The 13,918-nt window shown below is 63.1% G+C and carries 12 protein-coding genes; 4 read left to right on the forward strand and 8 right to left on the reverse strand.

The window, feature by feature from the left end:
• Positions 1–8: 8 nt before the first annotated feature.
• Positions 9–983 carry a sugar kinase gene (locus EFQ99_RS25810; protein ID WP_126924040.1) on the forward strand — a complete coding sequence of 325 codons (975 nt, stop codon included), beginning with the start codon at positions 9–11 and terminating at the stop codon, positions 981–983.
• Here EFQ99_RS25810 and EFQ99_RS25815 read toward each other — a convergent pair.
• On the reverse strand, positions 980–2,305 hold the full coding sequence (locus EFQ99_RS25815) for an NAD(P)/FAD-dependent oxidoreductase (protein WP_126924041.1): 1,326 nt from the start codon (positions 2,303–2,305) through the stop codon (positions 980–982). The genes EFQ99_RS25810 and EFQ99_RS25815 overlap by 4 nt on opposite strands.
• Before the next feature lie 233 nt (positions 2,306–2,538).
• Between EFQ99_RS25815 and EFQ99_RS25820 the strand changes: the two genes are divergently transcribed.
• On the forward strand, positions 2,539–3,015 hold the full coding sequence (locus tag EFQ99_RS25820) for an Lrp/AsnC family transcriptional regulator (RefSeq protein ID WP_008532606.1): 477 nt from the start codon (positions 2,539–2,541) through the stop codon (positions 3,013–3,015).
• A gap of 37 nt (positions 3,016–3,052) precedes the next feature.
• Here EFQ99_RS25820 and EFQ99_RS25825 read toward each other — a convergent pair whose 3' ends face one another.
• The 7 genes from EFQ99_RS25825 to EFQ99_RS25855 form a co-directional block, all read right to left on the reverse strand.
• Entirely contained in the window at positions 3,053–4,708 is a 1,656-nt protein-coding gene (locus EFQ99_RS25825; protein WP_126924042.1) for an ABC transporter ATP-binding protein, read from the reverse strand.
• Positions 4,708–5,562: an ABC transporter permease gene (locus tag EFQ99_RS25830; protein WP_126924043.1), complete on the reverse strand. Its 855-nt coding sequence runs from the start codon at positions 5,560–5,562 to the stop codon at positions 4,708–4,710. The genes EFQ99_RS25825 and EFQ99_RS25830 overlap by 1 nt, the downstream gene beginning before the upstream one ends.
• On the reverse strand, positions 5,559–6,509 hold the full coding sequence (locus EFQ99_RS25835; RefSeq protein ID WP_126924044.1) for an ABC transporter permease: 951 nt from the start codon (positions 6,507–6,509) through the stop codon (positions 5,559–5,561). The genes EFQ99_RS25830 and EFQ99_RS25835 overlap by 4 nt, the downstream gene beginning before the upstream one ends.
• An 88-nt stretch (positions 6,510–6,597) precedes the next feature.
• Positions 6,598–8,208 (reverse strand): ABC transporter substrate-binding protein, encoded by a 1,611-nt coding sequence (locus tag EFQ99_RS25840; protein ID WP_126924045.1) that lies wholly within the window; start codon positions 8,206–8,208, stop codon positions 6,598–6,600.
• Positions 8,209–8,286: 78 nt separating this feature from the next.
• Positions 8,287–9,000 carry an HAD-IA family hydrolase gene (locus EFQ99_RS25845; protein WP_126924046.1) on the reverse strand — a complete coding sequence of 238 codons (714 nt, stop codon included), beginning with the start codon at positions 8,998–9,000 and terminating at the stop codon, positions 8,287–8,289.
• Between the two features lie 240 nt (positions 9,001–9,240).
• On the reverse strand, positions 9,241–10,617 hold the full coding sequence (locus tag EFQ99_RS25850; RefSeq protein ID WP_126924047.1) for an aspartate aminotransferase family protein: 1,377 nt from the start codon (positions 10,615–10,617) through the stop codon (positions 9,241–9,243).
• A 14-nt stretch (positions 10,618–10,631) separates the two neighbouring features.
• A complete protein-coding gene (locus tag EFQ99_RS25855; RefSeq protein ID WP_126924048.1) occupies positions 10,632–11,468 on the reverse strand; it encodes a GNAT family N-acetyltransferase in 837 nt (278 codons plus the stop codon).
• Between the two features lie 309 nt (positions 11,469–11,777).
• Here EFQ99_RS25855 and EFQ99_RS25860 point away from each other — a divergent pair, with 309 nt between their 5' ends.
• Together EFQ99_RS25860 and EFQ99_RS25865 are read left to right on the forward strand one after the other, a co-directional pair.
• Positions 11,778–12,446, forward strand: a complete 669-nt coding sequence (locus tag EFQ99_RS25860) for a haloacid dehalogenase type II (protein ID WP_126924049.1) — start codon at positions 11,778–11,780, stop codon at positions 12,444–12,446.
• Positions 12,447–12,458: 12 nt separating this feature from the next.
• On the forward strand, positions 12,459–13,733 hold the full coding sequence (locus tag EFQ99_RS25865; protein WP_126924050.1) for an NAD(P)/FAD-dependent oxidoreductase: 1,275 nt from the start codon (positions 12,459–12,461) through the stop codon (positions 13,731–13,733).
• Positions 13,734–13,918 lie beyond the last annotated feature (185 nt).

Consider the following 13,918-nt stretch of genomic DNA (forward strand, 5'->3'; position numbering starts at 1 on the left):
AGACAAAGATTTTGACTTCTTCCGCCTTCGATCCACCTCCTGGCCCGCCGCGCCGCGTGCTCTGCGTTGGCGCGGCGGTTCTCGACACCCTCTTTCGCGTGCGCTCGCTGCCGGCCGGCCAAGGCAAGATCCTGCCCTACGACATGCTGCAGGTCGCGGAGGGCATGGCATCGAGCGCGGCATTCGCCGTCGCGCGGCTCGGCGGCCATGCCAGTCTCTGGGGTGCGGTCGGCGACGACGCCACCGGCGACCGCATCATGACTGATCTCGGCAATAGCGGCATCGACACGAGCGGCATGCTGCGGGCGGAAGGCGCGCGCTCGGCCGTTTCGACCATCCTGATCGATGATCGGGGAGAGCGCCTGATCGTGCCTTTCTACGATGCGCGGCTGCACGAGACGATCAAGCCGGTGACCGCACAGGATGTCTCGTCCTTCGACGCCGTGCTGGTCGACGTGCGATGGCCGAAGCTTGCGCTGGCGACGCTGCTGGCGGCGAGAGAGGCGGGTAAGCCCGCCATTCTCGACGGTGATGTTGCCGGCGACGGGGTGATCGAGATGCTGGCGCCGGCGGCAAGCCACATCGTCTTCTCGCAGCCGGCGGCCGAACGCCTTGCAGGAACGGCCGATCTCCCGGAGGTCGTCAGCCGTCTGAAACGAAAATACGAACATGCCTTCATCAGCGTCACGTCAGGCGAAAACGGCTCGTTCTGGTTCGACGACCCCGCCAGTAAAATCCGTCATCTCACAGCGCCTGAAGTGGAGGCCGTCGATACACTGGCGGCCGGCGACATCTTCCACGGCGCTTTCGCGCTCGCGATTGCGGAAGGCATGCCGATCGAGGAGACGATGCGATTGTCGTCCATGGCGGCGGCTCTCAAATGCCAGGTGTTCGGCGGCCGCATCGGCGCTCCGAGCCGAGCGGAAGTCTGTGTTGCCATGCGGGACTGGGACGCCACGCCGCTCAGTTTACTTCCCGTCTAAAAATCGGCGACTTTGCCCCAGGCCGATTTCCTGAACCGCGCGGGGTGATAGGGCTTGGGATCGACGATCGGCGTGTCGCCGCTGACGATATCGGCGATCAGGTGGCCGGCGCCGGGGCCAATGCCGAATCCGTGCCCGCTGAAGCCGGCGGCCAGGATGAAGCCCGGTATCTCAGTGATTTCGCCGATCCCGGGCACGCCATCCGGCGTGCTGTCGACATAACCCGCCCAGGCGGCGGTGACCTGGGTTGTCCTGAGATCGGGAAGGAGTTCAAGGGCGCGCGCGTGCGTGCGCTGGATCGTCGCCTGATCGACCTTGGGGTCGAGAATACGCATCCGCTCCATCGGCGTGGGTGCGTCCAGCCGCCATCGCCGCAAGGTTTCGTGACCGGATCTCATTCCCTCCCATCCGCCGGGCGCCAGGCTTCGCCACCGCCGGATGAACATCGGCAGAAACTGCGGCGCGTAGCGAAATTGCTGCGGCGTCAGGTCGACGCGGCCGCCGCCGCTGATGGCAAGTGTATAACCGCCATCGCCGCGGCGCGTGGCAGAGACGGCGGAGGTGTGCAGCGCATCCGGCAGCGCAGCGGCCGGCGCGGAAACCGCAAGGATCGATGAGCGGATCGAAGCCTGCGGAAAGCGGATGCCGAGCTGGTGGCAGAAGGAGGAAGCCCAGGCGCCGCCGGCGAGAACCGCGGTTTTCGTGCGAATGGTGCCATGCTCGGTGACGACGGCGGAAAGACGCCCGCCTTCGGTCTCGATGCCGCGGGCCGCGCAGGATTGGCGCACCGTGCCGCCGAGCTTCAGGATCGCGCGCGCCACCGCCGGGGCAGCACTCGCCGGGTCGGCCGTCCCGTCGGTCGGGGAGAAGACGCCGCCCTTCCAGGATTTGCCCGTCGCGCGGCCGCGCTCGCTCGCCTCGGCGCCGTCGAGCATATGGGTGGTGACGCCGGCGGTGCGGGCAAAGTCGCGCCAGCGCGCCCAGCCCGCCAGTTCCTCTTCGCTGTTGCTGAGATAGAAAAGCCCGCAGCGGCGAAAGCCGGTATCCTCGCCTGAGACAGCTGCGAAACGCTCCCAGAGATCGAGGCTCTTCGTCGCCATCGGCAGCTCCCGCGCATCGCGGTTCTGCTGGCGGCACCAGCCCCAGTTCCGGCTCGACTGTTCCGCACCGATCCGGCCCTTCTCGACGAGAACGACCTTCAGGCCGCGCTGCGCCATGTAATAGGCCGCAAAGACGCCGACGATGCCGCCACCGATGACAACGGCATCGGCAGCTGCGGGAAGCGTCAGGGGCGACTCAACGAATTTCAGCGGTGCAGGCATGAAGCGGTCTCCGGTTGCGGCATAATCTAGCGGGGTTTGCGCATGCGGCGTTGCTGGAGTTCGACCGGCCGGCAGCAGAACATGCCGTCTTGCCGGAAGCGTGCAGACAGTTGTGCTTCGCGCCGACGCGCAAAACGAAATAGACAGGTAGAGGCAATGTGTTACCTTCAATCAAGGGAAAGCTGCAGCATAATCTGCCGTGTTCCGTCGGCCATAACCCGAATAGGTGCTTCGTGAAACTCGATCGTATTGACGTCAAGATCCTCCACGAACTGCAGAAGAATGGGCGCATCACCAATGTGGAACTGGCCGACCTCGTGGCGCTCTCCCCGAGCCCCTGCCTGATGCGGGTCAAAAAGCTGCAGGCGGAGGGCTACATCGAAGGCTATTCGGCGCAGATCAACGTCGGCAAGCTCGGCCAGACGCTAACGGTCTTTACCGAGATCACCCTGAAGAACCACCGGCAGATCGATTTTGCCCGCTTCCTCGCAGCGATCGAAAAGGTCGAGCAGGTCATCGAGTGCCATCTCGTCTCCGGCGGCTATGATTACCTCGTCAAATTCGTCACGTCGGGGATCGGCGAATACCAGACGATCATGGAACGTCTCACCGACATGGATGTCGGCATCGACAAATATTTCAGCTTCGTGGTGCTGAAGTCGCCGATCGTCAGGGCCCATATGCCGCTGACGAGCCTGTTTCCGCTCTGAACCTTTCCAACAAAGGTGCGCGGCTCCAGCGCCGGTCCTAACCCCTGCTATAGGCGCGCACCAGTTCCGGATCCTGTGTCAGCCCGTCGAGCCAGGCCGGATCGAGCTTCGGCACCGAGGAGAAGAGCAGCTGGGAATAGGGATGCTGCGCCGCCTTGATCTTTTCGGGTGTGATTTCCTCGACCTTCCTGCCGTCATACATCACGACGATCTCGTCGCAGATCGCCTCGACCACCGAAAGGTCGTGGCTGATGAAGATATAGGAGAGCCCGAGTTCCCGCTGCAATTCCTTGAGCAGATCGATCACGGCGGCAGCGACCACCGTATCGAGAGCCGAAGTGATCTCGTCGCACAGGATCAGCTTCGGATCGGCGGCGAGCGCGCGGGCGAAATTCACGCGCTGCTTCTGCCCGCCCGAAAGCTCTCCCGGCCGGCGATGGCGAAGGCTGCGCGGCAGACGGACCATGTCCATCAATTCGTCGACGCGGGCGCTGCGCGCCTTGGCCGGCATACCGTGGTAGAAGACGAGCGGCCGGTCGAGAATATCCTCGACCGATTTTGCCGGGTTCAGCGCCGTATCGGCATATTGGAAGACGATCTGCATCTCGCGCAGCTGGTCGCGCGAGCGTTCGCGGGCGCTGTGACCGAGTTCCTTGCCGTCGAAGACGATCTTGCCGAAGGCGGCAGGCAGGATGCCAGCGATAGTGCGGGCAAGGGTCGACTTGCCGCAGCCGGATTCGCCGATAATGCCGAGATTGCGTCCTTTCTCGACCTTGAGGCTCACCTGCTGGACGGCGCAGACCAGGGGCCGGCCATCGGCCTGGCGCTGGCCGTAACCGGCAACGACGTCTTCGATCGTCAACAGCGGCGCCGGCACGGCCGCGCCATCGGCTTCGGGATTGCGCGCCTTCGGCTCGAAAGCAGCGAGCAGCTCGCGTGTATAGGGATGTTTTGCCGCGGTGAGGATCTCTTCCGTCGTGCCGGCCTCCTGGACTTCGCCGCCCTTCAGCACGACGATCCGGTCGGCGATCTGGGCGACGACGGCAAGGTCGTGCGAGACGTAAACGCCAGATATGCCGCCCTTCTTCATGGCCGACTTGAAGGCGCGCAGCACTTCGATCTGCGTCGTCACGTCGAGCGCCGTCGTCGGCTCGTCGAAGATCATCAGCTTCGGGTCGCCGATCAGCGCCATTGCCGCCGAAAGACGCTGCAGCTGGCCGCCGGAGACCTGATGGGGATAGCGTGTGCCGATGATCTCCGGTTCAGGCAGGGAAAGCGCCCGGAAGAGTTCGACCGCACGCCTCCTTGCCTCTTCGGCCGACATCAGCCCGTGGATGCGCGTGACCTCGATCACCTGATCCATGATCGTGATGGCGGGGTTGAAGGCGGCGGCGGCCGATTGCGGCACATAGGCGACCTCCGTGCCGCGCAGCCTGGCGCGCTGTTTTTCGCCAAGCTTGACCATGTCCTTGCCGTCAAGCGAGACGCTACCGCCTGAAATGCGACAGCCCGGCCGGCAATGGCCCATCAGGCTGAGCGCGATCGTCGTCTTGCCGGAGCCGCTTTCGCCGATCAGCGCGACGATCTCGCCCTCGGCGATGTCGAGGCTGACGCCGCGGATGATTTCGACGCGGCGGCCGGAATCGGTGGTGGCTTCGACCCTGAGGTCACGGATTTCGACGAGATTGGTCATCACTCGCTCCGATCTCGAATTTTCTGCGGCAGATTGTCGATCAGCAGGTTCACGCTGATCGTGAGGCTGGCGATCGCCAGCGACGGGAACATGACGGCGGGCGCGCCAAAAGGCAGGCCGCCGATATTTTCGCGCACCAGCGCGCCCCAGTCCGCATAGGGTGGTTGCACGCCAAGCCCCAAGAAGGAGAGGCCGGAGAGCAGGAGAACGATGAAGACGAAGCGGAGCCCGAGATCGGCAAGCACGGGCCCGACGATATTGGGCAGAATTTCCGAGCGGATCAGATAGAGGGTGTTTTCGCCACGGATGCGGGCGACGGTGATGAAATCCATGGAATTGACGTTGACGGCGAGCGCCCGCGCGAAACGGTAAGACCCCGGTATGTAGATCACCGAAAGCGTCAGGATCAGCACCGGAATAGACGAACCGACGGCTGCGACCACGACGAGGCCGAAGAGCTTGCCCGGGATGGAGTTCATCGCATCGAGAAAGCGCGAAAGCAGGGTGTCGAGCCAGCCACCGGCCACAGCCGCGATCATTCCGAGCACGACGCCGCTGAAAAAGGCGATGGTTACGGCCGCAAGCGAGATGCCGACCGTGTAGCGCGCGCCCATCAGGATGCGCGAGAACACGTCGCGGCCGAGATAATCCGACCCCATCCAGAACTGCTGGGATATCGGACCGAAATAATCGGTATCGACGATCTCGCCGACGGGGTAGGGGATGAGCAAGGGCGCGAAAATCGCGATGAAGGCCCAGATGAGAATGACGGCAAGCCCGAGGAGCCCGACGAGGTTGAAGCGGTAGCCGAGCCGGCGCGTCATGGCTGGTCGTTGTTGGATATCGGATGTCATCGCAGCCTCGGATTGGAAAGAATGGCGATAATGTCGGCAAGCGTGATGAGGATCAGGTAGCCGAGGCAGAAAATCATCGCGCAGCTCTGGATCAGCGGCAGGTCGCGGGTGGCGACCGCATCGACCATCAGTTTGGCGATGCCGGGATAGTTGAAGATGGTCTCGACGATGATCACCCCGCCGAGCAGGTAGGAGAGTGACAGGGCGATCGCGTTGACGATCGGGCCGAGCGCGTTGGGAAGGGCATGCCTCAGGACGATGCGGGTTCGCGACGCGCCTTTCAGGAGAGCCATCTCGACATAGGGCGTGTTCAGAGTTTCGACGACTGCTGCGCGCGTCATGCGGATCATCTGCGCTGAGACAACGAAGGTGAGCGTGATGACAGGCATGGCGTAAACACGCAGCATATCGGCAAGCGAGTGGACTTCATTGGCAAGCGACAGCGCCGGCAGCCAGCGGAGATAGACGGCAAAAATCAGTACCGCCGAGGTCGCCACCATGAACTCGGGCACTGAAATCACGCCGATGGTCAGGATCGTCACGATCCGGTCGTAGACGGAACCGCGCAGCATCGCTGCGGTGATGCCGAGGGTCAGCGCGATCGGCACTGAGAACAGCGCGGTCACGCCTGCGAGCTTCAGCGTGTTGACGAAGCGGCCGCCGATCAATTGGCTGATCGGCATGTCGTTGGCGTAGGACGTGCCGAGATCGCCGGAAAGCAGTCCGTAAAGCCAGCTGAGGAAGCGCAGGATCGCCGGCTGGTCCAGATGCATGGCCTTGCGCAGGCCTTCGACGGCTTCCGGCGTTGCCGCCTGCCCGAGTAGGATGGTCGCCGTATCGCCGGGCAGCATCGTCGTGGCGAAAAACACGGCGAAGGAGACGATCACCAGGGTGACCAGGGCAATGAGCAACCGGTTCGATATGAGGGACAGCACCTCTTTGTTCATGCGCGGGCTCCCTTCGGCATTCGGTTGAGGATTATAACGCAGGGGAAGGCAGGCCGGGGACAATTTCAGCCCCCGGCCGCTCTCTTCCTCAGCCTTCGAGCCAGACATATTCCGCGAAGGCGTAACCCATCTGGCCGCCGAGCGGGCTGGGCTCCAGGCCCTTGAGCTTGGCGGAGGTCGCGTCAACGTTGGAGAGATAGGCCGGAATGATCGTGCCGGCCTGGTCGGCGATCATGCCCTGCATCTCGTTGTAGATGGCCTTGCGCTTATCCTGGTCGAGCAGGCCGCGCGCCTCCAGCAGCATCTTATCGAACTTCTCCGACTTGTACTGGCTTTCATTCCAGGGCGCGTCCGATGCGTAGAGCAGCGAGAACAAAATGTCGGGCGTCGGGCGCGGATTGATGTTGCCGAAATGAACAGGCGCCTTCAGCCAGTAATTGTCCCAATACCCGTCCGACGGGACCCGCTGGACATCGAGCTTCATGCCGATTTCGGCACCCGAGGCCTGGATGATCATGGCCATGTCGATCGAGGAATTCGCCGCTTCCGAAGCGACGACCGGGATCGACTGCCCAAGGACGCCAGCCTTCTGGAAGAGGAACTTCGCCTTGTCAGGGTCGAAGCTCTTCGGCTTGAGATTGGCGTCGCGATAGAAGTTGACGGGAGAAACCGGCTGGTCGTTGCCGACTTCGCCGAGGCCGCGCAGCGCCGATTTGACGATCTGCTCGCGGTTAACGAGATATTTCATGCCTTCGATGAAGGACTGCTTGCTGCCCGGCTCCATATCGAGGCGGATATTGAGATTGGTATAGTTGCCGGAGGTCGTCTTCGACAGCACGAAGCCGGCGCCCTGGCTTTCCACAAGGCGCATCGAGCGCGGATTGATCGAGGCGGCAAGATGGATGTCGCCCGACAGCAGCGCATTGACGCGGGCATTGTCGTCGCTGATCGCGAAATATTCGAAGGAATCGACGTTCGGGCCGGATTTCCAGTAGTTCTTGTTCTTGATGCCGACCGAACGGACGCCGGGCTCGAACACTTCCCGGACGAAGGCGCCGGTGCCGTTGGCCTTGGAAAAATCCGTGGTGCCGTCGGCGACGATCATGAAGTGGTGCATCGACAGGATCGTCGGCAGGTCGGCGTTCGGATTGGCGAGCGTGATCTCGGCGGTCTGTTTGTCGACCGCTTTGACGCCTGATATCTGCGCGGCGATCTTGGCGACCTTGGAGCCGACGGCCGGATCGAGGTGACGCTTCAGCGAGAAGACGACGTCATCAGCGGTCAGCGGCTTTCCGTCATGGAAGGTTACGCCGCTGCGCAGCTTGACGGTCCAGACTTTCGCATCCTTGGATTCGATCGCCTCGGCAAGTTCCATCTGCGGCGTGCCCGTCTTATCGAGGAAGGTCAGGCGATTGTAGAAGGAGCAGCAGCGCACATAGTCCGTCGACAGCGAGGCCTTTGCCGGGTCGAGCGTGTCGGCCGTCGAGGACGACCAGCCGGCCGCCTTGAGGGCGCCGCCGGCAACGGGCGTCGCCGCAACCGCGTTGGAGGCGCGGCCGAGGATCAGGCCGCCCGCCGACATGGCGACGCCGCCTGCCAGCATCATCTGCAGAAGCTCCCGCCGGGTTGCGCCGCGGCGGATGGCGTTTTCGATCTTTGCGTCGTCCGACGCAGTCCAGTTGGTGATCTTATTGGTCATATCATTCCCCTTTTGTCGTCTGGTTGGGGGGCTGCCCGTCTCCACGCGGGCTTGGCCCCGATCGGGTCTTCCCGCGGATCAGCTCCGCGCTGCGGTCACGGCCTCGGCAAGGCCGGCCATTGAAGTAAAGTGGTAGTCGGGCTCGGTGAATTCGGCCGGCTCGATGGTGCCGCCATATCCTTTCTGCGCATGGCGTCGCTCGATCCAGCAATTTGTCATGCCGAGCGCGCGCGAGATGCCGATGTCATGATACTGGCTCTGGGCCACATGCAGTATATCGCTTTTCGACGCGCCCTCGGCGGCCACGAAATCGAAGACGCTCTCGAAGAAGGCCGGATCCGGCTTTTCGGTGCCGGTGTCATCAGCCGTGAAAGCGGCATGGAACGGGTTGCCGAGCGCTTCGGAGAAATGGTCGAAGGCCCAGCGGCGGGCATTCGTCATGGCGATCAGCCGGTAGTCCAAGGCAAGCCGCGCCATCGCAGCCGCGCTGTCGGGAAATGCCTTCCATGCCCTGGCTGAATCGCGCAGGCGTTCGCCATAGCGCTTATCGACGGGCAGGCCGAGCTCAGGGGCTATGGCGAGATAGACGCGCACGAGATCATCAGGGAACAGGGACGCATTCTCGCTGTAGCGGGCAGCGCGATAAAGCGTCAGCGCCTGCTCGCCGTCGATCGTCACATCAGCTTCGGCCGCGATCTCCTGAAGGCAGGATTTCAGGCCGCTCTCGAAATCGATCAGCGTTCCGACGACGTCGAAACTCATATATTTGAATTCAGGCAGAGACTTCGTCATGTCGTGTCCCCAGTGTCGGGCGCAAGCGGCATGGACTGCCGCCGCTTCGCAAAAATCTATGTCGTTCCCAAGCCCGGCTTCGCGCCGGGTCCTTATGATGAACCCCTATTTTTTAGGGGTGCTTGGCTTCTGCTCACTTGGAGTTTGGCACCTTCTCGGCATGGATTGCGCCGAATAGACGCCGTGATGCGGCACAAAATTCCGAATATCGGCATCCGGCGGTATTTCGCCGGCTGCGGTTCAATCCCGCAGCGCCCGCCTGACGTCGGGGTCCTCCAATGTCTGGTCGAGCGTCTTGAGCGTCCTTTCCAGGATCGCGTCGATATCGGCATCGGTGCAGCAGAGCGGCGGGGCATAGCCGAGAACGCCGTTGGCGAAGGCGCGGATCACCAGGCCGTTCTCCCAGGCGCGGTCGAAAATGCGCCGGGCAGGCTGCGCTTGCGCCGGAAGCGGTGTACGGGCCCGCTTGTCGGTCACGAGCTCGATCGCCGCAAGCATGCCGCGTCCGCGCACATCGCCGACCAGGGGATGATCCCTCATCGCCTCGAGGCCCGCCATCAGCCGGGCTCCGGCCTTTCTCCCATTCTCCAGCAAGCCGCCCTCATAGAGCTTCAGCACTTCAAGAGCGACGGCGGCGCTGACCGGATGGGCGGAATAGGTATAGCCGTGGCCGACCGCCGAAGCGCCGGCGCCCTCGGCAATTACCTGGTAAACGTGGTCGGCCATGAAGACCGCGCCCATCGGCACATAGCCCGAGGTCAGCCCCTTGGCGGTCGTGATGAAGTCGGGAACGATCTCATCCTCGGAGCAGGCAAACAGCGGCCCGGTGCGGCCGAAGCCGGTGATCACCTCGTCGGCGACAAAGAGAATATCGAGCTCGCGGCAGAGATCGCGCATCGCCTTCAGCCAGCCCTTGGGCGGCACGATCACGCCACCGGATCCCTGGATCGGCTCGGCATAGAAGGCCGCGACGCGATCCGGGCCGATCGCCTCGACCTTGGCGCGAAGTGCTGAAAGCGATGCCGCGATGATCGCCTGCGGGTTGTCGCCGACAGGATTGCGATAAGGGTAGGGCGACGGAATCTTGTGCTGCCAGTCGAAAGGGATGCCGAAGCCGGCGTGGAAAATCGGCAGCGCGGTCAGACCCGCGCCGACCGTCGAGGAGCCGTGATAGCCCTGTTCCAGCGAAATGAACTGGTCGCGCTGCGGTTTTCCGCGGGCGATCCAGTAATAGCGGATGAAGCGGATCGTGCTGTCGACGGCATCCGAACCGCCGAGTGTGAAATAGATATGGTTCAGATCTCCGGGCGCGCGCTCGGCAAGTTCGGCGGCAAGACGGATGGCCGGTTCGGAACCGAGGCCGAAATAGGCCGTCGCATAGGGCAGGTCGCGCATCTGGCGTGTGGCGGCCTCGACGATCGTCTCATGGCCATAGCCTGCGTTGACGCACCAGAGGCCGGCGAAGCCGTCAATCAGCTGGCGGCCGTAGGCATCGGTTACCGTTGCCCCCTTGGCGGAGGCGAGAACCCGTACGCCCTGCGCTTCGTGACCGCGATAGGAGGCAACCGGATGAACGAGATGGGCGCGGTCGAGCTCGATGAGAGAATTGCTGTACATTGACGTCTCCTGCCTCAGCCGAGGGCCTGATTGACGAGTGCGAAAGTGGCGGCGGCCGGATCGGCACGGCCCGGGATCATCGGCTTTGCCATGGCGATCCCCCCGCCGACATGGGCAAGACCTTGTTCGGCAAGCCAGGGCACCAGCCCGGTATCGACTGTGGTGTCGACCCGCAGAAATTGTCCGGGGCGCCGGGCGATGAAATGCGCGACAAGGGCTTTGGCATCGTCGAGGCTACCAGCGACAACCGGACCGATGACCTCGCCGCGGCCGAACGTCCGAAGTGCGGCGAAGCCGCAAACGCGGCCGTCCCGGCGCATCACCGCAAATTCGCCGGCCGCCGCGAGGTAGGCGAGCAGCCGCCTGCGATCGGCGCCGAAGGCGCGGCGGTCGAGTTCGATGATTGCCTCCATGTCGCCGGCGGTCGCGGCCTCCGTCCCCGGCAAAGCGGTAATCTCTTTCGCCACGCCCTGATGCTGCCGGATGGCGCCGGTCTCCCTGAAGCCAAGCTTTTCATAGAGCGGCGACCCTTGCTCCGTCGCGACCAGCCGCAGGGGGCGGTTGCCGGCGAGCTCCAACGCGGCGTCCATCAGCTTGCGGCCGAGGCCACGCCCGCGCATCACCTCGTCGACAATCACCATGTTGATGGTGGCGCAGTCGGCTTCGTATATCGTCGTCAGCACGGTTCCGACGACCCGGCCATCTTTAATCGCAACCGCGCCTTCACTGAGGACAAAGGCCATCTGCCAATCCTCCAGCCGGTGCGGCCAGCCCGCCTGCCGGGAGAGTTCAACTGCGCCCTCCAGGTGTTCGGGGCCGAAAGCCACGAGATCGATCTGACGTGTCTGCATTGCGATGTCCTTCATCTCTTGCCGCAAAGTGTGGTGCAGGATCGACCGGCAGATCGTCTGAAGGCGTTGGTGTCGGCAGTATCTTATAGCGTTGCCCCGAGGCCCCGCCGCATCTTATGCTGGCAGGCGCAATTCCCCCCGCAGACCTCTCCGGCAAAACGAGCCTTGGCGGTGGCGGCCGCACACAACCTTCTGCCAAAGCCGGCTCAGGATACGAAACATTCTGCTTCGACGGTCCGGATTTCAGCTGAGCACACGCTCAAGCCGCAGCCTATGATGAGAGCAGCTGGAACATCAGAGGATACCGTCATGGCTCACTTCCGCCCGAAATACATCACCTTCGACTGCTACGGCACGCTAACGAACTTCCAAATGGCGGAGGCCGCCCGCGATCTCTATGGCGAGCAGCTGAGTGAACCTCATATGCTGGAGTTCATCCGGAACTTCGCCGCCTATCGCCTCGACGAGATCATGGGTGACTGGAAGCCTTACAATGAGGTCGTGCACAATTCTCTTGAGCGGGCTTGCAAGCGCAACGGCATAATATTCCGCGAGGAAGCCGCGCGGATGGTCTATGAGCGCGTGCCGAGCTGGGGGCCGCATCCGGACGTTCCGGCCGGCCTTGCCAAGGTCGCCAAGGAAATTCCGCTGGTCATCCTTTCCAACGCCATGAACGCGCAGATCATGTCGAACGTCGAAAAGCTCGGAGCGCCGTTCCATGCGGTCTACACCGCAGAGCAGGCCAATGCCTACAAGCCGCGCTTCCAAGCCTTCGAATATATGTTCGACATGCTGGGCTGCGGGCCCGAAGACATTCTCCATTGCTCGTCGTCCTTCCGCTACGACCTGATGTCGGCCCATGACCTCGGGATCAAGAACAAAGTCTGGGTCAACCGCGGCCACGAGCCTGCCAACCCCTATTACGGCTATGTCGAGATTCCTGGTATTTCGGACCTGCCCGCCGTCGTCGGGCTCTGAGGACGCGAGGCGATGAAGCTCCAATCCTACTGGCACGACACGGCTCCGGCCTTCGCCAACGCTGCGCAGGGACCCGTGGAAGGCCATTATGACGTCGCGGTCGTCGGCGCCGGCTTTACCGGGCTCGCAGCAGCGCGCCAGCTCGCCAAGGCAGGTGCGCGCGTCATCGTGCTGGAGGCCGAGAGGATCGGCTGGGGAGCCTCCTGTCGCAATGGCGGCCATCTCAACAACGGCCTTGCGCACAGCTTCATCGGCGCCAAGGCCGAACTCGGCAGGGAGCGCGCCATTGCGCTCTACCAGGCGTTCGACGCCTCGATCGATACCATCGAGGCGATCATCGCCGAGGAGGGGATCGACTGCAATTTCCGCCGCGCCGGCAAGCTAAAGCTCGCCTCCAAGCCGCAGCATTACGAAGCGATCGCCCGCAATTTCGAGGCGGTGCATGCCGAGGTCGATCGCGAGACGGCTCTTCTGTCGGCGAGCGACCTGAAAAGCGAGGTCGGCTCCCCCTTTTACGGGGCGATGCTGTCGAAAAAAAGCGCCATGATGCATATGGGGCGCTATGTCGTCGGACTGGCGGAAGCCGCCCGGCGCCATGGCGCCACGATCGTCGAAAGGGCTGGCGTCACCGACCATCGCCAAGCGGATGGCAGACACCTGCTGAAGACATCCAAGGGTGCCGTGACGGCGGATCAGGTGCTGATCGCGACCGGCGCCTATACGACGCCGAATTTCGGTTATTTCCGCCGCCGCATCATCCCGGTCGGCAGCTTCATCATCGCCACGCGGCCGCTGACGGAAACGGAAATCGCGGACACAATGCCCGGCAACCGCACTTGCGTGAACTCGATGAACATCGGCAATTACTGGCGTCTTGCGCCTGACAACCGGCTGATCTTCGGGGGTAGGGCGCGCTTTTCCGCCACGTCAGATCAGCGTTCCGACGCCAAAAGCGGTGCGATACTGCACGACAGCCTCAGCCGAATTTTTCCGCAGCTCGCCGATGTCGGGATCGATTATTGCTGGGGCGGGCTGGTCGACATGACGAGCGATCGCTATCCCCGGGCGGGATATCAGGACGGGGCATGGTTTGCGATGGGCTATTCCGGCCACGGCGCGCAGCTCTCCACCCATCTCGGAATGACGATCGCCGACGCGATCCTCGGCCGCCCGGATCATAACCCGCTCAAGGGATTGGAATGGCCGGCGGTTCCCGGTCATTTCGGCAAGCCCTGGTTCCTGCCGCTGGTGGGGCTCTATTACAAAATGCTCGACAAGATCCGGTAGCCGGCTGCGCCTTCCTTCTGGAACGGATCGAGGGGCTGCGAAAGCAGCCCCTCGACTTTGTCTTCTCTAATCGGCGTGGCGAGGTCAAGCGCCTACGAGTTTTCAGCCTGTGCGGTTTGTGACGTCGTTCGCGGCCCGCGCTTCTCTCCGGGATAAGCTTTGAAGCTCTCCCACCATGGTATCAG

This window comes from Rhizobium vallis (genome assembly GCF_003985155.1).
Taxonomy (GTDB): domain Bacteria; phylum Pseudomonadota; class Alphaproteobacteria; order Rhizobiales; family Rhizobiaceae; genus Rhizobium; species Rhizobium vallis.

Coding starts and splice junctions, on each gene's coding strand:
- EFQ99_RS25815 (WP_126924041.1), bottom strand. CDS start 2,305: ATGCCTGCACCGCTGAAATTCGTTGAGTCGCCCCTGACGCTTCCCGCA.
- EFQ99_RS25825 (WP_126924042.1), bottom strand. CDS start 4,708: ATGACCAATCTCGTCGAAATCCGTGACCTCAGGGTCGAAGCCACCACC.
- EFQ99_RS25830 (WP_126924043.1), bottom strand. CDS start 5,562: ATGACATCCGATATCCAACAACGACCAGCCATGACGCGCCGGCTCGGC.
- EFQ99_RS25835 (WP_126924044.1), bottom strand. CDS start 6,509: ATGAACAAAGAGGTGCTGTCCCTCATATCGAACCGGTTGCTCATTGCC.
- EFQ99_RS25840 (WP_126924045.1), bottom strand. CDS start 8,208: ATGACCAATAAGATCACCAACTGGACTGCGTCGGACGACGCAAAGATC.
- EFQ99_RS25845 (WP_126924046.1), bottom strand. CDS start 9,000: ATGACGAAGTCTCTGCCTGAATTCAAATATATGAGTTTCGACGTCGTC.
- EFQ99_RS25850 (WP_126924047.1), bottom strand. CDS start 10,617: ATGTACAGCAATTCTCTCATCGAGCTCGACCGCGCCCATCTCGTTCAT.
- EFQ99_RS25855 (WP_126924048.1), bottom strand. CDS start 11,468: ATGCAGACACGTCAGATCGATCTCGTGGCTTTCGGCCCCGAACACCTG.
- EFQ99_RS25860 (WP_126924049.1), top strand. CDS start 11,778: ATGGCTCACTTCCGCCCGAAATACATCACCTTCGACTGCTACGGCACG.
- EFQ99_RS25865 (WP_126924050.1), top strand. CDS start 12,459: ATGAAGCTCCAATCCTACTGGCACGACACGGCTCCGGCCTTCGCCAAC.